The sequence below is a fragment of the Enterobacter sp. SES19 genome (genome assembly GCF_011765665.1).
In the GTDB taxonomy this organism is placed as follows: domain Bacteria; phylum Pseudomonadota; class Gammaproteobacteria; order Enterobacterales; family Enterobacteriaceae; genus Enterobacter; species Enterobacter pseudoroggenkampii.
Map to the genome: position 1 here is coordinate 4569421 of NZ_CP050320.1, position 24736 is coordinate 4594156.

Annotated in this window: 22 protein-coding genes and 4 tRNA genes; 6 read left to right on the plus strand and 20 right to left on the minus strand. The window is 56.5% G+C overall.

The features are described 5' to 3' along the window. Nucleotides 1–58: 58 nt before the first annotated feature. Genes yigB through GXP72_RS21880 form a run of 5 tightly spaced genes read right to left on the minus strand, consistent with a single transcriptional unit; the run spans nucleotide 59 to nucleotide 3441 of the window. Nucleotides 59–775, minus strand: coding sequence for a 5-amino-6-(5-phospho-D-ribitylamino)uracil phosphatase YigB (gene yigB / locus GXP72_RS21860; protein ID WP_157189866.1), 717 nt, complete (start codon nucleotides 773–775; stop codon nucleotides 59–61). Further along, nucleotides 775–1677 carry a tyrosine recombinase XerC gene (gene xerC, locus GXP72_RS21865; protein WP_208763338.1) on the minus strand — a complete coding sequence of 301 codons (903 nt, stop codon included), beginning with the start codon at nucleotides 1675–1677 and terminating at the stop codon, nucleotides 775–777. Before xerC ends, yigB begins: the two co-directional genes overlap by 1 nt. Then, nucleotides 1674–2381, minus strand: a complete 708-nt coding sequence (locus GXP72_RS21870; RefSeq protein ID WP_048989630.1) for a DUF484 domain-containing protein — start codon at nucleotides 2379–2381, stop codon at nucleotides 1674–1676. Before GXP72_RS21870 ends, xerC begins: the two co-directional genes overlap by 4 nt. Next, a complete protein-coding gene (gene dapF / locus GXP72_RS21875) occupies nucleotides 2378–3202 on the minus strand; it encodes a diaminopimelate epimerase (RefSeq protein ID WP_024907981.1) in 825 nt (274 codons plus the stop codon). Before dapF ends, GXP72_RS21870 begins: the two co-directional genes overlap by 4 nt. 35 nt (nucleotides 3203–3237) lie before the next feature. Further along, on the minus strand, nucleotides 3238–3441 hold the full coding sequence (locus GXP72_RS21880; RefSeq protein WP_024907980.1) for a lipoprotein: 204 nt from the start codon (nucleotides 3439–3441) through the stop codon (nucleotides 3238–3240). 135 nt (nucleotides 3442–3576) lie between these two features. Between GXP72_RS21880 and cyaY the strand changes: the two genes are divergently transcribed. Next, a complete protein-coding gene (gene cyaY, locus GXP72_RS21885; protein WP_048989629.1) occupies nucleotides 3577–3897 on the plus strand; it encodes an iron donor protein CyaY in 321 nt (106 codons plus the stop codon). Nucleotides 3898–3988: 91 nt separating this feature from the next. Here cyaY and cyaA read toward each other — a convergent pair whose 3' ends face one another. Beyond that, nucleotides 3989–6532, minus strand: a complete 2544-nt coding sequence (gene cyaA, locus GXP72_RS21890; protein WP_023309629.1) for a class I adenylate cyclase — start codon at nucleotides 6530–6532, stop codon at nucleotides 3989–3991. Nucleotides 6533–6881: 349 nt separating this feature from the next. Here cyaA and hemC point away from each other — a divergent pair, with 349 nt between their 5' ends. From hemC to GXP72_RS21915, 5 genes are all read left to right on the plus strand, one after another. Beyond that, nucleotides 6882–7823 (plus strand): hydroxymethylbilane synthase, encoded by a 942-nt coding sequence (gene hemC, locus GXP72_RS21895; protein ID WP_032646077.1) that lies wholly within the window; start codon nucleotides 6882–6884, stop codon nucleotides 7821–7823. Further along, nucleotides 7820–8560: a uroporphyrinogen-III synthase gene (gene hemD, locus GXP72_RS21900; protein WP_048989627.1), complete on the plus strand. Its 741-nt coding sequence runs from the start codon at nucleotides 7820–7822 to the stop codon at nucleotides 8558–8560. The genes hemC and hemD overlap by 4 nt, the downstream gene beginning before the upstream one ends. 20 nt (nucleotides 8561–8580) lie before the next feature. Beyond that, entirely contained in the window at nucleotides 8581–9777 is a 1197-nt protein-coding gene (gene hemX / locus GXP72_RS21905; protein WP_090420915.1) for a uroporphyrinogen-III C-methyltransferase, read from the plus strand. Nucleotides 9778–9779: 2 nt separating this feature from the next. Next, a complete protein-coding gene (gene hemY / locus GXP72_RS21910) occupies nucleotides 9780–10979 on the plus strand; it encodes a protoheme IX biogenesis protein HemY (protein WP_208763935.1) in 1200 nt (399 codons plus the stop codon). 172 nt (nucleotides 10980–11151) lie between these two features. Then, nucleotides 11152–12363 carry an MFS transporter gene (locus GXP72_RS21915; RefSeq protein ID WP_208763339.1) on the plus strand — a complete coding sequence of 404 codons (1212 nt, stop codon included), beginning with the start codon at nucleotides 11152–11154 and terminating at the stop codon, nucleotides 12361–12363. A 507-nt stretch (nucleotides 12364–12870) separates the two neighbouring features. On the opposite strand, the gene GXP72_RS21920 is transcribed toward GXP72_RS21915, so the two are convergent. From GXP72_RS21920 to wzzE, 14 genes are all read right to left on the minus strand, one after another. Beyond that, nucleotides 12871–12947: transfer RNA gene (locus tag GXP72_RS21920), tRNA-Pro, on the minus strand. A gap of 46 nt (nucleotides 12948–12993) precedes the next feature. Beyond that, nucleotides 12994–13079 (minus strand) — tRNA-Leu (locus GXP72_RS21925). Nucleotides 13080–13101: 22 nt separating this feature from the next. Further along, nucleotides 13102–13177 (minus strand) — tRNA-His (locus tag GXP72_RS21930). A gap of 64 nt (nucleotides 13178–13241) precedes the next feature. Beyond that, nucleotides 13242–13318, minus strand: a tRNA-Arg gene (locus GXP72_RS21935). A gap of 102 nt (nucleotides 13319–13420) precedes the next feature. Next, nucleotides 13421–14806, minus strand: coding sequence for an amino acid permease (locus GXP72_RS21940; protein WP_024907972.1), 1386 nt, complete (start codon nucleotides 14804–14806; stop codon nucleotides 13421–13423). A gap of 197 nt (nucleotides 14807–15003) precedes the next feature. Further along, nucleotides 15004–15744, minus strand: a complete 741-nt coding sequence (gene wecG, locus GXP72_RS21945) for a lipopolysaccharide N-acetylmannosaminouronosyltransferase (RefSeq protein ID WP_208763340.1) — start codon at nucleotides 15742–15744, stop codon at nucleotides 15004–15006. A 12-nt stretch (nucleotides 15745–15756) separates the two neighbouring features. Beyond that, nucleotides 15757–17109 carry an ECA oligosaccharide polymerase gene (wzyE, locus tag GXP72_RS21950; protein ID WP_048989608.1) on the minus strand — a complete coding sequence of 451 codons (1353 nt, stop codon included), beginning with the start codon at nucleotides 17107–17109 and terminating at the stop codon, nucleotides 15757–15759. Further along, nucleotides 17106–18185: a TDP-N-acetylfucosamine:lipid II N-acetylfucosaminyltransferase gene (locus GXP72_RS21955; RefSeq protein ID WP_208763341.1), complete on the minus strand. Its 1080-nt coding sequence runs from the start codon at nucleotides 18183–18185 to the stop codon at nucleotides 17106–17108. Before GXP72_RS21955 ends, wzyE begins: the two co-directional genes overlap by 4 nt. Then, entirely contained in the window at nucleotides 18182–19432 is a 1251-nt protein-coding gene (gene wzxE, locus GXP72_RS21960; protein WP_208763342.1) for a lipid III flippase WzxE, read from the minus strand. Before wzxE ends, GXP72_RS21955 begins: the two co-directional genes overlap by 4 nt. Nucleotide 19433: 1 nt before the next feature. Continuing rightward, nucleotides 19434–20564: a dTDP-4-amino-4,6-dideoxygalactose transaminase gene (rffA, locus tag GXP72_RS21965; protein ID WP_024907967.1), complete on the minus strand. Its 1131-nt coding sequence runs from the start codon at nucleotides 20562–20564 to the stop codon at nucleotides 19434–19436. Between the two features lie 4 nt (nucleotides 20565–20568). Then, nucleotides 20569–21246 carry a dTDP-4-amino-4,6-dideoxy-D-galactose acyltransferase gene (rffC, locus tag GXP72_RS21970; RefSeq protein ID WP_208763343.1) on the minus strand — a complete coding sequence of 226 codons (678 nt, stop codon included), beginning with the start codon at nucleotides 21244–21246 and terminating at the stop codon, nucleotides 20569–20571. Then, a complete protein-coding gene (wecC, locus tag GXP72_RS21975) occupies nucleotides 21243–22505 on the minus strand; it encodes a UDP-N-acetyl-D-mannosamine dehydrogenase (RefSeq protein WP_208763344.1) in 1263 nt (420 codons plus the stop codon). The genes rffC and wecC overlap by 4 nt, the downstream gene beginning before the upstream one ends. Further along, on the minus strand, nucleotides 22502–23632 hold the full coding sequence (wecB, locus tag GXP72_RS21980) for a UDP-N-acetylglucosamine 2-epimerase (non-hydrolyzing) (protein WP_024907964.1): 1131 nt from the start codon (nucleotides 23630–23632) through the stop codon (nucleotides 22502–22504). The genes wecC and wecB overlap by 4 nt, the downstream gene beginning before the upstream one ends. Nucleotides 23633–23688: 56 nt before the next feature. Beyond that, complete coding sequence (gene wzzE / locus GXP72_RS21985) at nucleotides 23689–24735, minus strand: ECA polysaccharide chain length modulation protein (RefSeq protein ID WP_024907963.1); 1047 nt, start codon at nucleotides 24733–24735, stop codon at nucleotides 23689–23691. Nucleotide 24736: the final 1 nt, after the last annotated feature.

The window sequence follows — 24736 nt, forward strand, 5'->3', positions numbered from 1 at the left end:
TCGGGCAGGCGAATAGCATTCGCCAAAACCCTGTTAATTTATACAGAACAATTGATGATTATATCAGCGTCGTGAGGGATGCCAACCGCGAAATTTCCACGTGCGGCAGAAGACGGCTATCGGAGGCATTCATCAGGTCAGCGTTTTCCGGCTTGATCCAGCAGGCCTGCATGCCGCAGCGGATAGCGCCCGCCACGTCTGTGGTCAGGTCATCCCCCACGTGCAGGATCTCACCCAGCGGCAGGTTAAGCTTATCTGCCGCCAGATGGTACATGTCACTGAACGGCTTCGCGCGCCCGTGAGGACCCGCACGCAGCACGAACTCAAAGTAATCACTCAGGCCAAATAGCTCGGGCTGGGCATTGCCGTTGGTGATGGCCACCAGCGGCCACTTTTCGGCAAGCTTCGCCAGCGTGTCGTGGGTTTCCTGCGGCACGTCGATACGGCTGCGCCATTTGGCGAAGTTTTCCATGGCTGCTTCCGCCCCAATAGCGGCATCCTGTGCGCTCAGACCCACGTTAAGCATCGCCTGCTCTACCGCACGACGACGCCATTCGGTCACGTCGTGGTAAATGTCCGGCTCGGTCTCCCGCAGGGACTGGCGCAGCTTCTGGAAATCCTTGTTCTGTATCGCCTTCAGCGCGGGATGGTAGTTCTGCACGAACGCCAGGGACTCCTGCTCGGTACGCAGGATCACCTCGCGGTTGTCATAAAGGGTGTCATCAAGGTCAAACGTCAGAGCTGAGATCTGACCGAGTGGGCGGTAAAAACGCATTATTTCCCCCGTTTGGCGCGTGGATGCGCCGCGTCATACACCGAGGCAAGGTGCTGGAAGTCTAAGTGGGTATAGATTTGAGTGGTAGACAGATTTGCGTGCCCGAGGAGCTCCTGCACGCCGCGCAGATCGCCGCTCGACTCAAGCATATGTGTTGCAAAGGAGTGGCGCAGCTTGTGCGGATGCACGTGGCTATTCAGCCCCTGCTTAATGCCCCACTCCGCAAAGCGCTTCTGCACGTTACGCGCCGAGATCCGCTTGCCGAGTTTCGACAGGAACAGCGCATCTTCGTCGGAGCCAAACAGCCCGCGCAGGTCAAGCCAGTGCTCAATCCAGGAGACCGCATTGCGGCCAATCGGCAGGCGGCGCTCTTTGCTGCCCTTACCCATTACCCACACTTCGCCAGATTCCAGATCGAGATGCTTGAGGTCAAGGTTGACGAGTTCAGACAGACGCAGCCCGGCACCGTACATCACCTCCAGCATCGCGCGGTCGCGTACGGCGAGCGGATCGTTAAGGTCGATATCCAGCAGGTGGTTTACGTCGTCGACGTCGATATTTTTAGGCAGATGGCGCGGCGCCTTCGGCGTGGCGATCCCCTTTGCCGGGTTGGCTTTTAAGCCACCCTGACTGACCAGCCAGTCGAAGAAACTGCGCAGCGCTGAGAGCCTGAGCGCCAGGCTCGCCGGGCTGAGATTTTTTTTACGGCTACGCACGACGAACCCGCGTACCGTCGCAGCGTCACATTGTTGCCAGCTTTTCAGGCCGATTTCATCGGCGATCTGCATGATGGCATCAAGCTGACGCTGGTAGTTAAGCAGCGTTATGGGGCTGAGCTGGCGTTCCACGCTCAGATAGCGCAGAAAGCGCGAAACGTCAGTGGCGAGCAGTCCGTCCGTCATACGCGCTCAATCCAGCGCTCCAGCAGCTCGGGCAGCATCAGGGCAATCTCCTGAAGCAGGTGCGTGGCTTGCCCCTGCTCATAGTGATGCGCGTCGCGGCTGGTAAATAACATGACGCCCAGATCGCCATCGCGCCCCATCAGCGACATCGCCACCGAGCCAATCGCTTTGGCTTCCGGTAACACCACCAGCAGCTCAGGTCCATTAAGCGGCCCCAGATAGTGGTGTTCATGGCCCAGACGCTGTATGCGCAGCGGTTCAAACGCCTGACGGCTCAGTGCCAGATGGGTAAATCCCGACGGCGCGCCGATGCGCCAGCGGTCAGGGAAAAGACGAATCGTTGCGCCCGCCAGCCCCAGCTCGCGCGCCCAGCGGTGGAAGCGACTGAGGAACTCGTCAAGACTGTGCGCCGACGCCAGACGCGCCTGCAGATGCAGCAGACGATAGAACAAGCTTTCGTTGGTGCTGGCCTGCTCCATCAGCAGCGTCATGTTCTCTTCAAGCTGGTTGATATGGTTGCGCGCGCGCGCCATATGCCATTCCACCAGCGATACGGTCCCGCGAACCGGATGCGGCACGCGCATCTCTTCGACAACGCGTGCATTGCGAATAAAAAACTCAGGATTGCGCAGCAGATAATCAACAACAGCTCTGTCGTCCAGTTCCGTCACTGTTTCCTGCAGTTCTTCCCCTGGTTGTTTCATAGATGGATAAACCCGTCATAGACATGTGCCGCCGGGCCAGTCATGTACAGTGGATGACCCGGTCCTTTCCAGGCGATATCAAGCCGACCGCCCGGTAATTCCACGCGAACCTCTTCTGCCAGTAAACCCTGAGAGATGCCCACGGCCACCGCCGCACAGGCACCGCTTCCGCAGGCCTGAGTCTCACCCGCGCCGCGCTCGTAAACCCGCAGGCGAATGTGCTCGCGCTTCACCACCTGCATAAAACCGATGTTCGCGCGCTCCGGGAAACGTTCGTGGCTTTCCAGCACCGGGCCGAGCGTTTCGACCGCGGCGGTTTGCACATCATCAACCTGAATCACGCAGTGCGGGTTACCCATTGAGACGACGCCGCACAATACTGTCTGCTCGGCCGCACGCATAATATAGGTCTTTTCCGCTTTGTTTGCGCGAAACGGCACGACGGAGGGCTCGAAGTTAGGCTCGCCCATGTTCACGCGCACCAGTTCATCATCAGTGACGCTGAGCACCATGCGACCATTGGCCGTGCTGACGCGAATATCACGCTTGTTGGTCAGCCCTTTCAGACGAACAAAGCGGGCAAAACAGCGCGCGCCGTTGCCGCACTGGTTAACTTCGCTGCCGTCCGCGTTAAAAATACGGTAGTGGAAATCGAGGTCGGGATCGTACGGCGGCTCAACCACCAGCAGCTGATCGAACCCCACGCCCAGATGCCGATCCGCCAGGCGACGGATCAGCTCCGGGGAGAAAAACACATTCTGCGTTACCGCGTCGACGACCATAAAATCGTTGCCAAGGCCATGCATTTTAGAGAACTGCATCATTTGCTCCATTGCGCGGGTACAGAACGTTGTCGTCAGAGATTAACCTGAGTCGGGCCACCGTTGTCGCCACGGTCGTTAGTGTTTGGCGTGGTAGACTCAATGCCGCTGTTAACCGGTTTCGTCGGCGGCGGTGCGGTTTTATCCGCAGGTGGGAAGTACAGTGGTCCCTTCAGTCCGCAGCCAGTCAGGCTAAACAGCGTGATGAGAACGGCAAGCGTTCGGAAAGCGTTTTTCATTATAAAGTTGCCCGTAAGTTCAAATCTGTTTCTATCATCGCAGGAGAAGACACAAAAGCAAGAGTTTGCCGCTTTCCTGCAACGGGAATTATTTAGGGTTATACTGCCGGCATCACGAAAAACAGGAACAAAACCATGAACGACAGTGAATTCCATCGCCTTGCCGACAACCTGTGGATGACCATCGAAGAGCGTATTGACGACTGGGACGGCGACAGCGATATCGATTGTGAAATTAACGGCGGTATTCTGACCCTGAGCTTCGAAAATGGCAGCAAAATTATTATTAACCGCCAGGAGCCGCTTCACCAGGTCTGGCTGGCCGCGAAACAGGGCGGCTATCATTTCGATCTGAAAGACGGGGAATGGGTTTGCGACCGTAGCGGCGTAACGTTCTGGGATCTGCTGGAACAGGCGGCGACCGCGCAGGCGGGTGAGGCAGTGAGTTTCAGGTAGTTTTGTCGCCCGGTGGCGGCTACGCCTTACCGGGCCTACAACGGCTCGAACCGTAGGCCGGGTAAGCGTTAGCGCCACCCGGCGAAAAGACTCAGGAAAAATACTGCTGCAACAGCGGCGCGGTGTCCTGATTGGCAGGCGCGGCAGGCGTTACGGCCTGGGTACGGAACGGGATCACCTGCGTACGACCGTCGACGTTCACAATCTGGTAGAACTGCGGCAGGTTAAAGTTGATAAAGCTTGAGCCGTAGGTAAAGCGGTCATGCGAAGAGGAGTAGAAGCGGCTGACGTCGCGCACCAGCTCCTCTTTACTGCCTTCACAATGGTGATACACCTCGGCGCGGTTGGTCTCATCCAGAATGTAGATGTTGAACCCGGCATCGTCGCCCGACTCTTCAAAGAAGAACTGAATAATCCCTTCGCTGGCAAAGCCGTCCACCACCTGCGGCAGCTTAACGTGGTTGGTTTCCACCTGCACCGACAGGCCGTGCAGCTTGTTATGCGAAATCGCGCCGTAGAATTCGATGGCGTTTTCCAGCTTCTGTACCGACACGTTCAGGCGCTCGAAGAACAGGCCCCAGGTCTGACCGGAGACGCGCAGCGCTTTAAAGCGCCCGGTTTCCTGACGGGTACTGGAGAGACGCAGTTCGATACACTCAGAAACCAACTGCTGCACGCGGGTACGAATCAACCCACGCAGGTGCTGGCTGTAGCAGAACACTTCCACGCTGTCCGGCGGCGCGGCATCCTGGTGCATCTTGCCGAGGATGGTTTTCAGCGCCTCGATCATCGCCTGCTCGCCGTTGAAGTGCAGGGTACGCACTTCGTTCCACGAGTTGCGGTAGAGCAGGTCCACGCTGCCGACCAGGCAGTTTTGCTGCTCGCCAAAGCTAAAGACGTCCAGCTTGCGGAAGTCAAAATGGACCACCTGATTGCGGAAGGCCGCCGTCGGGTCATATTCCAGGTTGACGATGATCGCCAGATGGCGAATCTCGCACGGGCTGTAGAGCGCTTTCGGCGTTGGGGCAGGCAGACGCAGCGGGAAGTGGTGCGACACATCCGCGACCATCTCCTGTAGCTTAGCGAGATCGACCACCTCGTTGCCTTTGATAAACAGGCGCGTACGCGAGGTCAACAGGCCGTTAAACCAGGCCCAGGCCACCAGCTTGTTCAGATAGCGGTTATATTCCAGCGGCTGATGGCTGATGATTGAATCCATGCTTGGCGCACGGTTGTACAGATACCACCCGGTGCGGTTCGCGCGGCCCGGCGGCACGTAGATAAAGGTTAGGTTCGGTTCTGACAGGTCAGGCGAAATCTGCGGGTTAACCAGGGTGACTTTGCCCGGCAGCGCTTCAAACGCGGCGTACAGCTTACGGGTCAATACCCCGATGTCCTGCGGGCTGGCGGAAACGCTGAGGTTGTTACGGCGCGCAAAGCGGATCAGATTACGGTAGCTTTGCATCATCGCATCGAGCAGTTCGTTGTGCGCTTCGCGCACCTGATCGATTTTCCAGTTGGCCCGGTTGTCGAGCATGGACAGACGCGCTTCGTCCCATCCCCACTCTTTCACTAACTGACTGACCACTTCACGACGCCAGCCCACGCAGGCGCGCTCGCGGCTCAATTTCTCACAGACTTTGAGATAGAAACATCGACGCACCAGGTCAAGACGCGTGGTGTCATCAATGGCTTTCAGGTATTCGGTCACGCGCTCAAGCATCATGCAGTAGGCGTCCAGACCGAAGGAGACGATCTCCCCGTCGTGCAGACGCTGCTTGATATCTTTCGCCAGCAGGCGCGGCGTAGGGTATTCCCAGGAATAGGCTTCCAGCAGCAGCGTTTTCAGCACCGCTTTGTACGGTGAGTCGATACTCTTATAGAGCTGCCAGAGGCTTGCGCCGAAATACTCTTCTGCTGACAGGGAACTCAGGCCGCCGAGATCCAGCCATTCGTTTGGCGTCAGTACGCCCTGCGCGTAAAGCGACATGACGTAATCATCGTAATGCTCTTCTTCTTCGCACGGGACCATATTCCACAGAATACGCTTCCCGGCCAGGCGCACAGCGGTACGGTAAAATTCATCCAGCAATAAGATGTGCTGAGTCGAGCCGCAGTCCTCGCCACCCAGACTGCCGCTTTCGTTATGGCGGAAACGGTTTTCATCAATCAGGAAGAAGCTCACTTCCACACCGAGCGATGCCGCCCAGCTCTCCAGCAGGCTGCATTTACGCTGCAGCAGCTGACGCTCGTCGTTATCGAGCCAGGACTGATGGCAGACCCAGATGTCCAGGTCCGAAGAACAGCTTTGCCCTACCGATGAGGTGCTCCCCATTGAGTAAACGCCGGTAATCGGCAGTTCACCTTTCGGGGACTCCTGTGGCGGCATGCCGCGGTAGAGTTCCAGCTCGTTCAAATAATGCTGTTGGGTTTCATCAGGCGTGAAAAGGCAAATGCCCTGGGGAACGTTACCATCAAGGTAGCCAGGCATCAGCGGGTGGTGATAGTGCAATAATGTCGGCAGCAGACTGTATACCTGCTGGAAAGCAGGGCCCATAGCAGCAAGCGCGCGATCCACACGCAGTTGATTTATGGCATCCAGTCTCTGTTTCAGAGTCTCAATATAGAGGTACAAGACGTATCGCCTGATGTTTCCGGGTGTCGCAGCTATTCAAAACACGAGTAACAGCGGACCCGCAGTATTTCAAAAAGATAACCGTTACCCTTTTTCGCCCTTATCATTTTTGGTGGTACCGACGAAAAAATGGTCTAAAACGTGATCAATTTAACACCTTGCCGGTTGACCGTAAAGAAAGATGCACTACATACAAGTGTAGCACCGTTCTGTACGTGTAAATTCCTGAATACGGCTATGGCTGGCGAATACGCCGCCTTGTCCCTCTCACGCTTCATCAACCGTAAAACTGCCATCCCAGAGTCAACAATGTTAGGATGGTTAGCGATTGATAATGACGGTAACAAGCATGTTAGACAATGTTTTGAGAATTGCCACACGCCAAAGCCCTCTCGCGCTCTGGCAGGCACATTATGTGAAGCAGCGCCTTGAGGCCTGCCACAGTGGATTGCGCGTCGAGCTGGTACCGATGGTCACGCGCGGTGACGTGATCCTCGATACGCCCCTGGCGAAAGTGGGCGGCAAAGGCCTGTTTGTCAAAGAACTGGAACTGGCATTGCTTGAGAACCGCGCCGATATCGCCGTACATTCGATGAAAGACGTACCCGTCGAGTTCCCGGAAGGGCTGGGGCTGGTGACTATCTGCGAGCGCGAAGATCCGCGCGATGCGTTTGTCTCTAACCACTATGACTCCCTCGACGCGCTGCCAGAAGGTAGCGTGGTTGGCACGTCCAGTTTACGCCGTCAGTGTCAGCTGGCGGAACGTCGTCCCGATCTGATCATTCGCTCGCTGCGCGGTAACGTCGGCACGCGTCTGGGCAAGCTGGATAACGGCGATTACGATGCTATTATCCTCGCCGTTGCCGGCCTGAAGCGTCTGGGGCTGGAGTCGCGCATTCGCGTGGCGTTGCCGCCAGAGCTGTCGCTGCCGGCCGTGGGCCAGGGTGCCGTCGGCATCGAGTGCCGTCTGGACGATGCGCGTACCCGCGAACTGCTCGCACCGCTGAACCATGACGATACCGCTACCCGCGTAAAAGCCGAGCGTGCGATGAATACCCGCCTCGAAGGGGGGTGCCAGGTTCCAATTGGCAGCTATGCTGAATTGACGAATGGCGAACTGTGGCTGCGCGCGCTGGTGGGCGCCCCTGACGGTTCGCAGATGGTGCGCGGCGAACGTCGCGGTAAAGCGCAAGATGCCGAGCAGCTTGGCGTTTCGCTGGCCGAAGAGCTACTGGATAACGGCGCCCGCGAGATTTTGGCTGACGTTTACAATGGAGAACCCCCTGCATGAGTATTCTCGTCACCCGCCCTTCTCCCGCAGGAGAGCAGTTAGTGAGCCGTCTGCGCGCACTGGGGCAGGTGGCCTGGAGTTTTCCGCTCATTGAATTCTCCCCCGGTCGCGAGCTCTCTGCGCTCGCCGACCAGATGAATACCCTTCAGGACGGCGACCTGCTGTTTGCGCTGTCGCAACATGCCGTGGAATTTGCCCACGCGCAGCTGCAACAGCAGGGTTTGACCTGGCCAACCGCCCCCCGCTATTTCGCGATTGGCCGCACAACGGCCCTGGCGCTGCATACCGTAAGCAGCGCGGACGTTCGTTACCCGTTAGATCGGGAAATCAGTGAAGTCTTGCTACAATTACCTGAATTACAAACTGTTGCCGGAAAGCGTGCGCTCATTTTGCGCGGTAATGGTGGCCGCGAACTGTTGGGCGAAACGCTGCGTGAACGTGGTGCAGACGTGACGTTCATTGAGTGCTATCAGCGCTGTGCAAAACACTACGATGGCGCGGAAGAGGCGATGCGCTGGCACGCGCGCGGCATTAATACGCTGGTGGTCACCAGCGGTGAAATGTTACAACAGCTTTGGTCGCTGATACCGCTTTGGTATCGCGAAAACTGGTTACTCCGCTGTCGGCTTCTGGTCGTCAGTGAGCGTCTGGCGAACCAGGCCCGGGAACTGGGCTGGCAGGATATTCGGATCGCTGATAACGCCGACAACGATGCGCTGCTGCGCGCATTACAATAACTCTCAAATGGGAAGCCATAATGACGGAACACGACAAATCCTCCGCCGTGGTTGAAGAGACCAGGGAGACTGTGGAGACGACGCCACAGCCAGAGACGACAGAGAAAACCGCTGAGAAGAAAAACGGCAGCAACAAAACGAGCCTCACGCTGAGCGCGATTGCCATCGCCATCGCGCTGGCAGCAGGGGTTGGCCTGTACGGTCTGGTGAAACAACAGGGCGCTAACCAGACGTCCACCAGCGATGCGCTGGTGAATCAGCTCACTGCCCTGCAAAAAGAGCAGGAGACGCAGAAAACCGAGCTGGAAGCCGTGATTAAGCAGCAGGCCGCTGCGCTTGCCGAAGCGAACAGCAAACAGGAAGAGCTGACCAAACAGCTGGGTGAAGTACAGCAGAAAGTCGCCACCATTTCCGGCACCGATGCCAAAACCTGGCTGCTCTCGCAGGCCGACTTCCTGGTGAAGCTCGCCGGACGTAAGCTCTGGAGCGATCAGGACGTCACCACTGCCGCGGCGCTGCTGAAAAGCGCCGATGCGAGCCTGGCAGACATGAACGATCCAAGCCTTATCACCGCCCGTCGCGCGATCACCGAAGACATCGCCAGCCTCTCCGCCGTCACACAGGTGGACTACGACGGCATTATCCTCAAGGTGAATCAGCTTTCGAATCAGATTGATAACCTTCAGCTGGCGGATAATAACGACGACGACTCCCCGATGGATTCCGACGGTACCGAGCTTTCGAGCTCCCTGAGCGAATGGCGCATTAACCTGCAAAAAAGCTGGCAGAACTTTATGGACAGCTTTATCACTGTCCGCCGTCGTGACGAAACGGCCGTACCGCTGCTGGCACCGAACCAGGACATCTATCTGCGCGAGAACATTCGTTCCCGTCTGCTGGTGGCGGCGCAGGCCGTACCGCGTCATCAGGAAGAGACCTACAAGCAGGCGCTGGATAACGTCTCAACGTGGGTCCGCGCCTACTACAACACCGATGATGCGACGACCACCGCCTTCCTCGAAGACATTGATAAGCTGAGCCAGCAGAACATCACCATGAACGTGCCGGATAAGCTGGCCAGCCAGCCGATTCTGGAGAAGCTGATGCAAACGCGCGTGCGTAATCTGCTGGCACAGCCGGGCGTACCGGCAGAGCAGACGAGCGGAGCAGCACCTGCTCCGGCTCCTGCGCCTGAAAGCGCACCACAAGGAGAGTAATGATGCTAAAAGTCCTCTTACTCTTCATCCTGCTGATCGCCGGGATCGTGCTGGGCCCCATGCTTGCGGGTCATCAGGGTTACGTCCTGATCCAGACCGATAACTACAACATTGAAACCAGCGTAACGGGTTTGACGATCATTCTGATCCTCGGCGTGGTGCTGCTGCTTGCGATCGAGTGGATCCTGCGCCGTATTTTCCGTACCGGTGCCCATACGCGCGGCTGGTTCGTTGGCCGCAAGCGCCGCCGCGCCCGTAAACAGACCGAGCAGGCGCTGCTTAAGCTCGCAGAGGGTGATTATCAGCAGGTTGAAAAGCTGATGTCGAAAAACGCCGACCACGCCGAACAGCCGGTGGTGAACTATCTGCTGGCGGCCGAAGCAGCGCAGCAGCGCGGTGATGAAGCACGCGCCAATCAGCACCTGGAACGGGCGGCTGAGCTGGCTCACGGCGACCCGATTCCGGTGGAAATCACGCGCGTTCGTCTGCAGCTGGCACGTAATGAGAATCACGCGGCTCGCCACGGCATCGACCGCCTGCTGGAAGTCGCGCCACGTCATCCGGAAGTGCTGCGCCTTGCCGAGCAGGCCTACATCCGTACCGGCGCCTGGGGCTCACTGCTGGACATCATTCCATCGATGGCGAAGGCCGAGGTGGGCGACGATGAACATCGTGATGAGCTTCAGCGTCTGGCGTGGATTGGCCTGATGGATCAGGCGCGCGCTGACCTGGGCAGCGACGGTCTGAAAACGTGGTGGAAGAATCAGAGCCGGAAAACGCGTCAGCAGGTTCCTCTGCAGGTGGCGATGGCGGAACATCTTATTGAATGTGACGATCACGACACGGCTCAGGAGATCCTCCTCGACGGTCTGAAGCGCCAGTACGACGATCGTCTGGTGATGGTGATCCCGCGCCTGAAAACCAACAATCCTGAGCAAATCGAAAAAGTGCTGCGTCAGCAGATTAAAACCGTTGGCGATCGTCCACTGCTGTGGAGCACGCTCGGCCAGTCGTTGATGAAGCACGGCGAATGGCAGGAGGCAAGCCTCGCCTTCCGTGCAGCGCTCAAGCAGCGTCCGGACGCGTTTGACTACGCATGGCTTGCCGATACGCTGGACAAGCAGCATAAGCCGGAAGAAGCGGCCGCCATGCGCCGTGATGGGTTGCTGTTGACGCTGCAAAATAACGGTACGCAGCAGTAATTAATCAGGAGGCCAGATGGCCTCCTTTTTTTATCGCCTTTCTCCTGCTACATTCTTTACACCCGCATCCGCAAACGAACCCGCCAATGTAACGATGTCTTTTCATTAACTTTTTTTCACACACGCGCACATTCTGCAGCGTGGATTAAATCGTTTTTGAAAGGAAATCGTCATGAACTCGCTTTTATATACGCTTATTGAAGCGCTGCGCGGCCACCGCTGGCTGCGCCTGCTTGCCTGTGCTTTTATCTTTTCTTCGTTGGGGAATGGCTTAACCCAGGTTGTGGTCTTCGGCTTGCTGTTAGCGTGGTCGGCCTCGCCTGCTCTGCTAACCCTTGCTTTTCTTTTCGCTACGGTACCGGGATTTATCGGCAGTACGATCGGCGAAAAGCTGTGCTCACGCTGTTCTCCAATATCCCTGCTGATACTGACCGAAGGGCTGGGCCTGCTCGCCCTGCTCTTTCCCCTGCTTGGTGTGGGTTATCACAGCGTTGCCGCATTACTCGCCGTACAATCCACCGAGGCGCTGCTCAGCGGGATGAGCTGGCCCGCGCTGACGTTGCTCTTCAAGCGCGGCCTCAGTGAAGCAGAGCTGCCTGCTGCGACCTGTCTGGAAAATGTGATTTTTGCCTCGCAGGTATTGTTAGGGACCGGCCTGGGCGTGGTGCTGTTCCAGAAGACTTCCGTGTTTACCCTGCTGGCCATTGATGCCGCCAGCTTTCTCGGGTCACTGCTCATGCTATGGCTGGCTGGACGCCGGTTTTCTGCGCCATCACTCACGCCCCCCGAGGAAGAGGAAGCCCCTGCGGCATTACGCTGGCGGACGTTGACCGCTCGGCAGAAACGCAGCCTGCTCATCCTGCCGTCGCTGGCGGCCGTCGGCTCACCGGCCATGGCGCTGCTTCCGGCGCTGGCACAGCAAATCCATCCTCAGAATGCGGCGGGGCTTGCTCTGCCGCTGCTTTTCGCAAGGAGCATGGGACAACTTTGCGGCCCCATGCTGATAAAAAAAGAGAGCCTGACGCGCTTTGCCGCTCACACGCCGCGCATCATCGTTTGTCTCGGTATCTTTCTGACCGGTTATGGTGTGCTGCCGTTTTTGTCCGGGTGGACGGCATGTGCGCTGAGCATGATCTTTATCGCGCATCTGGCCTCGAATATTCTCTTCGCAGCGGGCACGTTTGGCGTACTCAGTAGTTTTCATCTCACGCAAACCGCTTCAGCCAGCGGGAAAGCCTGGCGCTGGCAAACGCTCAGCGCCTCTCTTTTCACCGGTATTGCAGCGATGGTGGCTGTTGGGCTTGGCTCAGTGCTGGCGCTCTATACGGTCTCGTCAGTTGCCCTGCTGTTGGTCGCCCTGATCATGCGCAGGTATCGGGAATAAGGCATAAAAAAACGCCTGCTATAAAAGCAGGCGTTAAAACAGGTCTGTAAGACAACATATTTGGTGCTTCACTCAACGTTATGTCCATGGTGTCTGATGAGGCCGAAGCGACATCTGTCAGTGGACGATAAGCACCGTAAATGGCTCTGCGTCATTCCTGAGTTTATGAGGCACTAAGGCGAACATAAGAGATGGAATGAGCATCTACACGCATATTATTGCACGTAACGTGCCAACATGACACCCAGAACTTTTACATGACGCAACATTTTAAGATAAAAGGAAATTATGCTGTTAAGTAACGTCTTAAGCTCTACAACGTATCGGGAAAAGGCGGGAAGATGTCGCCAGGAGGAGACAGCAAAACTCATAAACAGTTATTTACCTAACTTTCAATGAGTTATATGTCGCTGGATTGCGACAATGAAAAAGGACGTTGTGGGGGAATGACGACAGGGATGAAGAATTGCAGAAAACAAAAAACCCCGCCGAAGCGGGGTTCAAAATTGGTCGGCGAGAGAGGATTCGAACCTCCGACCCACTGGTCCCAAACCAGTTGCGCTACCAAGCTGCGCTACTCGCCGATGTACTGCTTTTTTGAATTTTTAGTTCAATTCATTTAAAAAGTCGTGGTGCGAGGGGGGGGACTCGAACCCCCACATCCAAAGGACACTAACACCTGAAGCTAGCGCGTCTACCAATTCCGCCACCTTCGCAATTCACAACTCTTTCAAATAATGGGGTGGCTAATGGGATTCGAACCCACGACAACTGGAATCACAATCCAGGGCTCTACCAACTGAGCTATAGCCACCACTGTATTCTTTCACGCGGTACTGACTACTTCTCAGACCACCGCAGCTCCAGCACCGGGTTAATGGTGCGCCCGACAGGATTCGAACCTGAGACCTCTGCCTCCGGAGGGCAGCGCTCTATCCAGCTGAGCTACGGGCGCTTAGCGCCGTTGCGGGGCTGGATATTACGTACCTCCGTCCCCGCTGTCTAGTGCTTTTTTGAAAAAAATGCGCGTTTGGTTATGGTTTGCACATTTTGCCGCTTATTCCTCCACTTTCTGCGTGGTGGCACGGCGACCCAGGCCAAAAAGCTTATATGCAGCCGTCACAGCCGCCAGGAAGATCACCCCGACAAACAGCGACATGCGGGTATCTTCATTAAAGTACATCCCGATTAATACGCAAATCAGGAACGCCATCGTCAAATAGTTCGCATAGGGGAACAGAATTGATCGGAACGGATGGCTTTCAATCGCCTTTTTGTGCGCATGACGGAAGCGCAGCTGGCTGATGAGGATAACAAACCACGGCACCATGCCCGGCAGTACGCTGGCGCTATAGACGTAAACGAACACGCGCTGCGGGTTAGGTATGATGTAATTCAGGCAAGAGCCAATCAGCAGGATCGCAATGGAGACCGCCACCCCCGCCACCGGCACCCCGGCACGTGACACTTTGCTCATCGCCGCAGGCAGCTGGTTGTTCTTCGAGAGCGCATAGAGCATACGCCCGCAGCTGTACATCCCACTGTTACAGCCTGACAACGCTGCCGTCAGGACCACAAAGTTGATGATACCCGCCGCCGCCGTGATACCAATTTTGGCGAAGGTTAAGACAAACGGGCTACCGGTCGTGCCAATTTCGTTCCACGGGAAGATGGTCACGATGACGAAGATCGCGCCCACATAGAAAATCAGGATACGCCACAGCACTTTGCCTACCGCGCTACGCAGCGTGACCTGCGGGTTTTTCGCTTCACCGGCGGTAATGCCGATCAGCTCCACGCCCTGATACGAGGCCACAACGATACACAGCGCCGTCAGGAAGCCCTTCCAGCCGCCAGCGAAGAAGCCGCCGTTTTCGGTCAGGTTGCCAAAGCCGATAGCGTGTCCACCGTTGCCAAAGCCGAAGAAAATAACGCCCAGGCCGACGACGATCATCACGATAATCGTGGTGACTTTGATCATTGCGAACCAGAACTCAATTTCACCGTAAAGGCGCACGGCGGCCAGGTTTGCCAGCGCCACCAGCCCCACGGCAATGAGCGCGGGTATCCACTGGACCATGTCCGGGAACCAGAACTGGACGTAGACCCCTATCGCGGTGATCTCTGAGATGCCCACCGCCATCCACATAAACCAGTATGACCAGGCCGTCAGGTAGCCAAAGAACGGGCTCATATAACGATGCGCGTAAACGGCGAACGAGCCGGTTACCGGCTCCAGGAAGAGCATTTCGCCCATGGAACGCATAATGAAGAAAACAAACAGCCCGGCGATAATATACGCCAGTAATACGGAAGGGCCTGCCCATTTGAGCGTACTTGCGGAGCCCATAAACAGGCCCACGCCGATAGTGCCGCCCAGCGCTATCAGTTCAATATGACGAGCTTCCAGCCCACGCTGTAGCTCCGGTTTTTTCTCTGCCATAGATCCTCGATTGTGTTTGCTGTTTCCCGGCTTAAGACCGGGTATTGTTTTTTAGGGGTACTAAAATACGGAGCGAATGGTTTCTTAAAATCGGCCAAATGGCAAACGATGCATTAAAAAAATGAATGCATTGCACAGATTGTCAGCAGTTTTGCAGGCGAGTTGCAGCGCGAATAGCATATCGCGCTACATTTTGATTACATTTTCCCGGTGTAATGCCAGGCGAGGTAGCGAAGCAGACGGATCTGTCGTTTAATGCGCGTCGGTTGCGATAGCAGGCGGTACAGCCACTCCAGCCCCAGATTTTGCCAGACCCTGGGCGCACGCTTAACGTGGCCGGTAAAGACATCGTACGTACCGCCAACGCCCATGTAGAGGGCATCCGGACAGACCAGACGGCAGTCACGCATCAGGATCTCCTGGCGCGGGGACCCCATCGCCACGGTGACAATTTTCGCCCCGCTGTCACGAACCCGCTCAAACAGCGCCTGCCGATCTTCCGGTTTGAAGTAACCATCCTGGCTGCCGACGATATTAACATTCCATTGACGACGCAGTTTCTCCTCCGTCTGGGCCAGTATCTCCGGCTTACCGCCAATCAGGAACACGGGCGTGCTCTGCGCACCTGCGCGGGCCATAAGCTGCTCCCAGAGATCGGCCCCCGCCACGCGGGAAACATTAGCGTCAGGATACTTTTTACGGATAGAGCGGACCACGCTGATCCCGTCCGCATATTTAAATTCAGCCGCTTCAATCAGGCTTTTGACTTCCGCATTATCCTCAACCACCAGCATTTTTTCCGCGTTGATGGCCACCAGCGTACCGGATTTCATCTGGCCGTCGGCAAACAGAAAGTCCAGCGCGTGCTGCATGTCGCGCCAGCCAATAAGCTGCAGGCCACGTAGCGCATAGCGCGGTGCAGAAATTTTATCAGTCATTACTATCCTTACTCAGACTTGCGACAGCGTTGTGCTGCCCTGCCGCTCGCGCTTGTGCACAAGCCCTGCGCTGTCAAACAGCCAGTACAGCAGTTTGGCCAGTAACAGGCAGACGCCGAAAACGACCATGAAGAACACCACGCGCGACACGAATGAATCCAACCCTTCGCGCGCCAGCACGATCATATTGAAAATGGCACCAAAGCAGAAACTGTGCAAAATGGCGGCTTTATAGCGGTTGGTCTCTTCGTTGCCCCGCACGTAAAGCCAGTCAAACCACTTGATAATCAGCCCCACGGCAACCGCCCCGGGCAGAATGAACCACGCCCCGCCCATCACCACCAGGGAACCAATCAGCGTTGGCGAAATTGCCAGACCGGAATGGTTGTTCAGCACTTCCCAGGTAAAATAGTTCGCGGTATTGAGCACCACACCAGGCCGGTCCGGCCAAAGCCAGGAAGGGATAAAGACGTAGAAGTCGCGAACAATCGGCGCCAGCCCCTGGAAATCAATCTTGTCGTAGTTTTGCAGCAGCAATGCCAGGTTTTCCCACGGCGAGAACGTATCGCGCGTCAGGTAGAGGAACGTGTAAAACGCCTCATCTCCCGCCACGTTCATCCCGTAGCGCTTCAGTGCCAGCCAGAACATCCCCACTATGCCAAACACCCCTGCCGCAACCAGCATCCACAGCGAGATCCAGCCGCGAATGATGCCGATAAACAGGAAGATTGCGAAGGCGATAATAATGTTCGCGCGCGTACCGCCCACAATCATGTAGGTCAGGATGCCAAACGCGACGGTGCTGACCAGGAAGAACAGCCACGCTTTGCTGTCCTGACGCAGGAAAAAGATCACCAGCATCGCCGGAATGAAGAAGTAGAAGAAACGCTTAAGCGCCACGCCCGAGACTTCGGCCGAAAAAATCTGGCTGTAGGAGTGGAGCTTAAACAGCAGGAAGCCGTTATGCATGAAGAAGATACCGACGCTGACCAGGGCGATGGTCATCAGCATCACCCACGTCAGGTGGGTCTCCACCCGATTCATGGTAAAAAGCGCCCGACGCGGGGCTGTAGCCTGCGCTGAACGCAGACGCGTTTTATAGGTAACGTAGTAGACCGCATAGAAACAGGTCGCCGCCAGAAGCGCCTGGAGCAGGATTTCCGGCGGCGCGACGCTCACGTCAAAACGGAAGACCAGAATGCTGGTGAGCGGGAAGCCGAAAAAGAAGGTCAGCAGAAACAGTAACGAGAAGAAAACGTTAAAATTGAAGCGTACCCGGCGAAATTCAAACCAGGTAAGCGTGGCGATAAACAGAGTGCTCAGAAGCCAGACAACCAGTAAACCGCTGAATTGCAACTGACTCATGCTTTGTCTCCTGACGCGATACGCAGCGCGCGGTGCCACGGCGTGAGGTAATTCGGGCTGAAAAAATCGATGCTATTTTTATCCACCAGCGTGAGCTGGCGCTGAGCTTCACGTACCACCTCGACATTCAGCGTGTCTGAGGTAAACAGCACCGGAATATGCTGCTCGGCCATGTCCTGCCAGAACGGGTTGTCGCGGTTGAGCACGCACGGTACCCCCGCCTGAATCAGCAGACACAGCGTGCCGATTCCCTGCTGTCGGGCAAAGATGAAATAGCCAAGATCGCATTTTCTCAGCAGCGCAAGATATTCATCAAATTCCAGCTTATCGCTAAGGATGTGCAGATTTTCTGCACTAAACAGCGCAAGTCCCTGTTGCCGAACCTCATCAATATAGGCGTCGTTGTTGGCGGGATAGCCCATCGGCACCACCACGTTCACCGTGTCGCCAAACTGCTGATGCACCGCCTTAAGCGCCGCGGTGTGTTCGTTACTGCGATCGCCGGAATTCCCCACCAGGATCGTCAGCTTGCCTTCACGCACCGTGTCATTCGCCATGGCGTTCAGCGCCGGATCCATGCGGGTGGGGAAATAGAGGAGTTCTCCGCGCACGCTCGGGTGCTGTTTAGCAAAATAGTTGAGATCGCCACGGGTGGCAAACACACAGCCTACGCGCCCCTGCGCCATGCGGCGTAAGGGATAGAAAAGACGGAATTTCCAGCCGCGGGAGACTTCGTAGAGATCGGCTCCCCAGATATGCCAGCTGCACTGGGAGGGTTTAATCCCTCCGCTGAGAAGCGCCAGCCACAGGCCGGTATTAAACTGCCCGTGGAAAAAGAAACGTTGCTCGCGGTCCGCTTTCGCTCTGGCAACAACCGCCTTCGCCAGTGAGGCCTTATCCGGCCAGAAGCGAATAGCGAGCGCCGGAAATGCTGCGCTCAGGCCCTTATCCTGACCTGCAACCATAAACTCACGCGCATCGGGATTACCCGATGCCAGCTCGTCGTTGAAGAACCGCAAAACGGTCTGGTTATGGTGTGGGATATCCGATCCCAGGATGTGAATCAGTGCAGTCATGCGCGTTTACGCCACAATAAAAATACGCCGCAACAGGCGGCGAAATAAACGATATAGGTTGCCATGTAGGCCTGAGCCGCCCCCAGCGCACCGTGCGCGGGTATCAGCCAGTGTGAAAATGCTGTCAGTAACGCAAACTGGCTAATTTCCGCCAGGATATACAGCCGCAGGGACGCTTTTGCAATCACCAGATAGCCGAAAACGTAAGCACCCACTTTCAGCACATCACCCACCAGCTGCCAGGCAAACAGATCGCGCATGGCGGTGAACTTCGCCGAGAACAGCAGCCAGATGGCGACATCGCGCAGTAACCAGACGGTAAAGCTGGCAGCTGCAACCGCCGGCAACACGAAGCGCAGCGATCGGAAAATCTCGCGGGTAATATCCTGCCTGGACCTCAGACGCGATAATGTTGGCAGCAAATAAACGCTAAAGGAAGCAGTAATAAACTGGAGGTAGGCGTCGGAAATGCTGCTTACGCCTTGCCAGATCCCCACTTCATCCCAGCTATAATGTGCCGCCAGCAGGTTTCGCATCATCACGTAGGCCACCGGCAGCGTGACGGAGGTGATGAGCGCCATCAGGGTAAATTTACCCAGCTGACTGGCAAGCACTTTATCCCATTGCGGTTTCAGGTAGCTCAGCGGGATGACGCCCCGACGCATCAGCATAAGCGCCGCAGGCACAACAACCAGAGCCGGGACCAGCGCCAGCCCAAGCAGCGCGCCTTCATAGCCTCCCAGGCGATAGCAGAAATAGTAGGCAATCACGCCGATGACGCTGCCCAGGATTAAGGCAAGCGCGTTCCCGGCAGCATCACGAAACCCTTTCATCAGCGCCAGCAGCAGGTTAGCCCAGGCAATGCCCATCTGAACCAACGCCACCAGACGCACCAGCCCCTGATAGTGGCTGTGCCCGAACAAGCCCTGGCTGATAGGGGCCGCCGCCAGCAGAAAGATAATCGCCATCAGGGTCGAAAAACCCGTGACCATCGCCGAAGAGGTGCCCACGACTCTGCGAAGCTGAGCCGCATCATCGTGATACTGCGCAACGTATTTGGTCACGCCGTTAAAAATACCGGCACCGGCCAGCACCCCAAGGACGGTGACAAGCTGGCGGAAATTACCCGCTAGTCCCACACCAGAGGGGCCAAATGAGACGGCCAGCAGCTTGACGACCAGCAGCCCGGCGCCAATTTTTACAAGCGTGGACGCGGCGGTCCACACCGATGCTTTTGCCAGAGACATATCAGCCGAAATAACTCAGAAGGGTATTAATCACCGTACGCTGGTTAACTGGCGCGAGGTTGTAGAACAGTGGCAGACGAAGCAAACGCTCACTTTCTTTGGTGGTGTAACGGTCTTCACCCGCGAACACCCCAAACGTTTCGCCCGCCGGGCTGGAGTGCAGCGGGATATAGTGGAATACCGCCATAATTTCGGCCTCTTTCAGCCAGGCAATGAGCTGGCTGCGGTCGTCGTTATCGCGCAGCTTGATGTAGAACATGTGCGCGTTGTGGACGCAATCAGCCGGAATGGTTGGCAGCTCAATACGCCCGGCTTTGGCCAGAGGCTCAAGGGCATCGTAATAGGTTTGCCACAGGGAGAGACGCTGCAGGTTGATACGTTCCGCCGCTTCCAGCTGCGCCCACAGGTACGCCGCCTGCAGATCCGCCATAAGATAGCTTGAACCAATATCGCGCCAGGTGTATTTGTCCACCTGCCCGCGGAAGAACTGGCTGCGGTTGGTGCCTTTTTCGCGGATCACTTCCGCACGCTCCACGAGCGCCCGGTCGTTAATCAGCGTCGCGCCACCTTCTCCGCCTGCCGTGTAGTTTTTGGTTTCGTGGAAGCTAAAGCAGCCGATGTGGCCGATGGTACCCAGCGCGCGTCCCTTGTAGGTAGACATCACGCCCTGCGCGGCATCTTCCACCACAAACAGATCATGTTTTTTGGCGATGGCCATGATGGTGTCCATTTCACAGGCCACGCCCGCGTAGTGAACCGGCACGATCGCGCGTGTTTTATCGGTGATCGCCGCTTCAATCAGCGTCTCATCAATGTTCATGGTATCCGGTCGGATATCCACAAAAACGATTTTCGCCCCGCGCAGAACAAACGCGTTCGCGGTGGAAACGAAGGTATAGCTCGGCATGATCACTTCATCACCGGGCTGGATATCCAGCAGCAGTGCTGCCATTTCCAGCGATGCCGTACAGGACGGGGTCAGCAGCACTTTGGCGCTGCGAAAACGCTGTTCCATCCACTGCTGACAGCGACGGGTAAAACCACCGTCACCGCAGAGTTTGCCGCTGCCCATGGCAGACTGCATATAGTCGAGTTCAGTTCCGACGACGGGTGGTGCGTTAAATGGAATCATCTTGTCACCTGTATAACCAGTAGGCGGTGGCGTCGATGTTGGCACCACTCGCAATATAACGTTTAAGCGCGGCGGTGTTGCCCAGTTGGGTCGCGACCCGCAGCGTCACAAGCTGTTGCTGCTGCGCCCAGTGCAGCGCCGCCTGCATGAGTTTCTCACCCATGCCGCGCCCGGCTAATAAGCCGATACGCGCCTCGCGCTCGTTGAGCTTACGCAGCGAGACGAACCCCTGGATTTGACCGTCCCCTGCACGGAAAACCAGGCAGACGTGGTCAAAGGTGCCTTTGACGGCATTCTCTATCCACTGGGCATAGAAACGCCCGCTATCGTCAGGTGCATACCAGGGCGCACGAAAGCGGCTCTGCGCAAACGCCCGGGCCGCCATCCGACGCAGCACGGGGATATCCTGTTCCGTTGCAATTTCCGCGCCGGACGCATCGTGCCGGGTGAGAGTAATGGAAAGATCGACCTCACCTTCAACCAGCTGAAAGCCGTGCTGCTGGAGCGCGTCAAGCAGATCGACGCGCTCCGCCGGGATCTTCGCCTGCACTCGTTGCCAGGCGATAAAATCCGATTCAGCCAGTACCGGCGCGTCATCGCGCAGACGCACGATGGCCGACGGCAGGCCGAAAAAGGCACTCTCCCACTGCAGGGGCTCGAGTACCCCATTCAGGCTATTCAACGCCAGACACCTTTGGTATCCACAATATACTGCTGACGAACGGCATCGCCGGACGTCGCTTTAAACTCTTTATGATCTACCAGCAGCACCAGCACGTCCGCCGCCGTCAGCGCGTCGTCCAGCGCCGTCAGCGTGCAGTGCCCCGCCAGTTTTGCCGGTAATTCATGGATATTCGGCTCAACCACCAGCGTTTCGCCCTTGTGCCATTCGGCAATCATCTCGGCAATTTCCATCGCCGGGCTTTCACGCAGATCGTCAATATTGGGTTTAAATGCCAGACCAAAGCAGGCAATTTTCAGCTCGCTGGCGCGCTTGCCGCTCTCTGCCAGACAATCCGCTACCGTCGCTTTAACCTGATTGAGCACCCAGTGAGGCTTGCTGTCGTTCACTTCGCGCGCGGTGCGAATCAGACGCGCCTGCGCCGGATTCTGCGCCACGATAAACCACGGATCGACGGCGATACAGTGTCCGCCTACTCCCGGGCCTGGCTGGAGAATGTTTACACGCGGATGGCGATTCGCCAGGCTAATCAGCTCCCAGACGTTAATCCCCTGATCGGCACAGATCAGCGACAGTTCGTTCGCAAAAGCGATATTGACGTCGCGGAAGCTGTTTTCCGTCAGCTTGCACATCTCGGCGGTGCGGGAGTTGGTCACCACACACTCACCTTCCAGGAAAATCTTGTACAGCGCGCTGGCGCGTTCGGAACAGACGGGCGTCATACCGCCAATGACGCGGTCGTTTTTAATCAGTTCGACCATGACCTGGCCCGGTAGCACGCGCTCCGGACAGTAGGCAATATTGATATCCGCCTGCTCCCCCACCTGCTGCGGGAAGCTTAAATCAGGGCGCGCGTTGGCCAGCCACTGTGCCATCTGCTCGGTAGCACCAACCGGAGAGGTCGATTCCAGGATCACCAGAGCCCCTTTCTTCAGCACAGGTGCGATGGATTTTGCCGCCGCCTCGACAAAAGCCATGTCGGGCTCGTGGTCACCTTTAAAGGGTGTTGGAACGGCAATCAGGTAGGCATCTGCTTCCACAGGGGTCGTGCTGGCACGCAGGAAGCCTCCGTCCACAGCCTCTTTCACCACGCGGTCAAGATCGGGCTCGACAATATGAATTTCGCCACGGTTAATGGTTTCCACCGCGCGTGCGTTGATATCCACACCGACAACCTGTTTTTGACGAGAGGCAAACGCCGCCGCGGTGGGCAAGCCAATGTAGCCAAGACCAATGACAGAGATGGTAGTAAAACTCATAGCGATACCCGATTGTGTTTAAGTGCATGCAAAATACGACCACAAGCCTGCCCGTCGCCATACGGATTATGGGCCCGGCTCATCGCCTGATACGCTTCATCGTCGTGCAGCAGGCGCGTGACCTCTTCGACGATCAGCTGTGCGTTGGTGCCGACCAGACGCACCGTACCGGCTTTGACGGCTTCCGGACGTTCGGTCGTTTCACGCATCACCAGTACCGGTTTGCCGAGGGATGGCGCTTCTTCCTGAATTCCGCCGGAATCGGTGAGGATCAGCCAGGCATGGTTCATCAGCCAGACAAACGGCATGTAGTCCTGCGGTTCGATCAGCAGGACGTTTTCGACGTGGCCCAGAATACGATTGACCGGCTCGCTGACGTTAGGGTTAAGGTGTACTGGATAGACAATTTGCACATCGTCGTTCTGCGCGGCGATTTCAGCCAGCGCATGGCAGATTTGCTCAAAACCCCGGCCAAAGCTTTCGCGTCGATGACCAGTGACCAGAATGGTTTTTTTGCCGTTGTGGAGGAACGGATAGCGGGCTGCGAGCTCTTTCTGAAGATCGCTATTTGCCAGGACGCGGTCACGTACCCAAATTAACGCGTCAATGACCGTATTGCCGGTCACAAAGATTTTATTATCGGCGATATTTTCACGCAGCAGGTTTTGACGAGAGTTTTCCGTTGGCGCAAAGTGGTACATCGCCAGATGGCCCGTTAACGTGCGGTTGGCCTCTTCCGGCCACGGTGAATAAAGATTGCCGGTACGCAGCCCCGCCTCAACATGTCCCACGGGAATTCGCTGGTAGAACGCGGCCAGGCTTGTCGCCACGGTAGTGGTGGTATCACCGTGTACCAGCACCACGTCAGGCTTAAATGACTCCAGGATCGGCTTAAGTTCTTGCAGAATGCGACAGGTTATCTCCGTTAACCCTTGCCCCGGTTTCATAATATTGAGGTCGTAATCCGGGACGATGGAGAAGAGGGTTAAAACCTGATCGAGCATCTCCCGGTGCTGGGCCGTGACGCACACTTTCGCTTCAATATCAGGATCGCAGGCCAGCGCATGAACCAGAGGTGCCATCTTAATGGCCTCCGGCCTGGTGCCAAATACGGTTAGTACTTTCACATCGATTCTCTTCGATTAGGCGATGAAGGCCGCAGCCTTCATCGTAGACGGCGTTCTTAGTTTTTGCGACGACGCGTTAACGCCACGCCTGCGCCCGTCAGTGCGCCTACAATCCCCCACATGATCATCAGGAATGCACGACGCGGACTATCGCGTTTTACAGGTTCTTCAGGCGTTCGCAAATAACGATAGGTCTGAAAACGCGGGTCCAGGGATGGACCGACATTAAGCGTATTGAGCATCGCGCGATTTTGATCGTAATCGAGGTCAAAATCAGGGCCAACGGCCTTCAGGTTTTCCAGACGCGCCTGCAGCATGGGGCGACCAAGGAGGAACATCTCTGAATCAGGCAGCTCATCAGCCGGTACGTCCGTTTCAGTACGGGAAATATTGTGCTGTTCCGCAATTTTCAGCGCCTGCTCAATATTGTGTACACGACGAGCAAAAATGGCTTTAGCCACCTCTTCCTGACGTTTCACCTGCGCTTTCATCTGGATGGTACGAGCCGCCCAGGCGCCTTTAAGCTCTTCGTTAAGATGGCTTGCGGCACGCTGACTGGCAAACGCAACATACTGACGCAACAGGTTGTTGGCATCCGGCGCAGTTTCTGCAATTAGCTTGACGCTGTCATTCACGTTACGCAACGCATCGCCCGGCATAAACTGGATATTGTTAATCAGATCGTCCAGCAGGGCGGCATCGGCTTTGGTGTTATCAACCCGACGCTGCTTGTAGTAATCCGTCTGGGACCAGAAATCGCGGCGGGTATCCCATGAAGCCAGCTGCATCACAAACTCTTTATAGGCTTCATCCATAACGGAGGCCTGGTCTGGCGTTGCAAGACTGGCTTTGATATCCAGATTTCGCAGGAATTGCTGCTGGGAATAGTATCCCCCGAGCATGTTAACCGTTGGTTTGTCCGTGATTGCCGTGGCGCTCCACTCTTGTTTTGCAAAGAATGTATAGGCCAGCGCTAACAGTGCAAACCCCAGCGCGATCCCGGCAATCCAAAGTTTGCCTGCCCATAACACGCGAAACAAACCCCGAATATCCAGTTCATTCTCAGTTACCACTGATTTCGCTCCCGCCAACGGTTGAGTCATC

What these genes read in the sequence shown, in the direction of transcription:
- hemD (WP_048989627.1), top strand. Translation starts at nt 7,820, where the DNA reads ATGAGTATTCTCGTCACCCGCCCTTCTCCCGCAGGAGAGCAGTTAGTG.
- GXP72_RS21870 (WP_048989630.1), bottom strand. Translation starts at nt 2,381, where the DNA reads ATGAAACAACCAGGGGAAGAACTGCAGGAAACAGTGACGGAACTGGAC.
- wecC (WP_208763344.1), bottom strand. Translation starts at nt 22,505, where the DNA reads ATGAGTTTTACTACCATCTCTGTCATTGGTCTTGGCTACATTGGCTTG.
- GXP72_RS21915 (WP_208763339.1), top strand. Translation starts at nt 11,152, where the DNA reads ATGAACTCGCTTTTATATACGCTTATTGAAGCGCTGCGCGGCCACCGC.
- rffA (WP_024907967.1), bottom strand. Translation starts at nt 20,564, where the DNA reads ATGATTCCATTTAACGCACCACCCGTCGTCGGAACTGAACTCGACTAT.
- hemY (WP_208763935.1), top strand. Translation starts at nt 9,780, where the DNA reads ATGCTAAAAGTCCTCTTACTCTTCATCCTGCTGATCGCCGGGATCGTG.
- cyaY (WP_048989629.1), top strand. Translation starts at nt 3,577, where the DNA reads ATGAACGACAGTGAATTCCATCGCCTTGCCGACAACCTGTGGATGACC.
- hemC (WP_032646077.1), top strand. Translation starts at nt 6,882, where the DNA reads ATGTTAGACAATGTTTTGAGAATTGCCACACGCCAAAGCCCTCTCGCG.
- wzyE (WP_048989608.1), bottom strand. Translation starts at nt 17,109, where the DNA reads ATGAGTCAGTTGCAATTCAGCGGTTTACTGGTTGTCTGGCTTCTGAGC.
- xerC (WP_208763338.1), bottom strand. Translation starts at nt 1,677, where the DNA reads ATGACGGACGGACTGCTCGCCACTGACGTTTCGCGCTTTCTGCGCTAT.
- wzxE (WP_208763342.1), bottom strand. Translation starts at nt 19,432, where the DNA reads ATGTCTCTGGCAAAAGCATCGGTGTGGACCGCCGCGTCCACGCTTGTA.
- GXP72_RS21880 (WP_024907980.1), bottom strand. Translation starts at nt 3,441, where the DNA reads ATGAAAAACGCTTTCCGAACGCTTGCCGTTCTCATCACGCTGTTTAGC.
- GXP72_RS21955 (WP_208763341.1), bottom strand. Translation starts at nt 18,185, where the DNA reads ATGACTGCACTGATTCACATCCTGGGATCGGATATCCCACACCATAAC.
- dapF (WP_024907981.1), bottom strand. Translation starts at nt 3,202, where the DNA reads ATGCAGTTCTCTAAAATGCATGGCCTTGGCAACGATTTTATGGTCGTC.
- hemX (WP_090420915.1), top strand. Translation starts at nt 8,581, where the DNA reads ATGACGGAACACGACAAATCCTCCGCCGTGGTTGAAGAGACCAGGGAG.
- wzzE (WP_024907963.1), bottom strand. Translation starts at nt 24,735, where the DNA reads ATGACTCAACCGTTGGCGGGAGCGAAATCAGTGGTAACTGAGAATGAA.
- wecG (WP_208763340.1), bottom strand. Translation starts at nt 15,744, where the DNA reads ATGACTGATAAAATTTCTGCACCGCGCTATGCGCTACGTGGCCTGCAG.
- yigB (WP_157189866.1), bottom strand. Translation starts at nt 775, where the DNA reads ATGCGTTTTTACCGCCCACTCGGTCAGATCTCAGCTCTGACGTTTGAC.
- GXP72_RS21940 (WP_024907972.1), bottom strand. Translation starts at nt 14,806, where the DNA reads ATGGCAGAGAAAAAACCGGAGCTACAGCGTGGGCTGGAAGCTCGTCAT.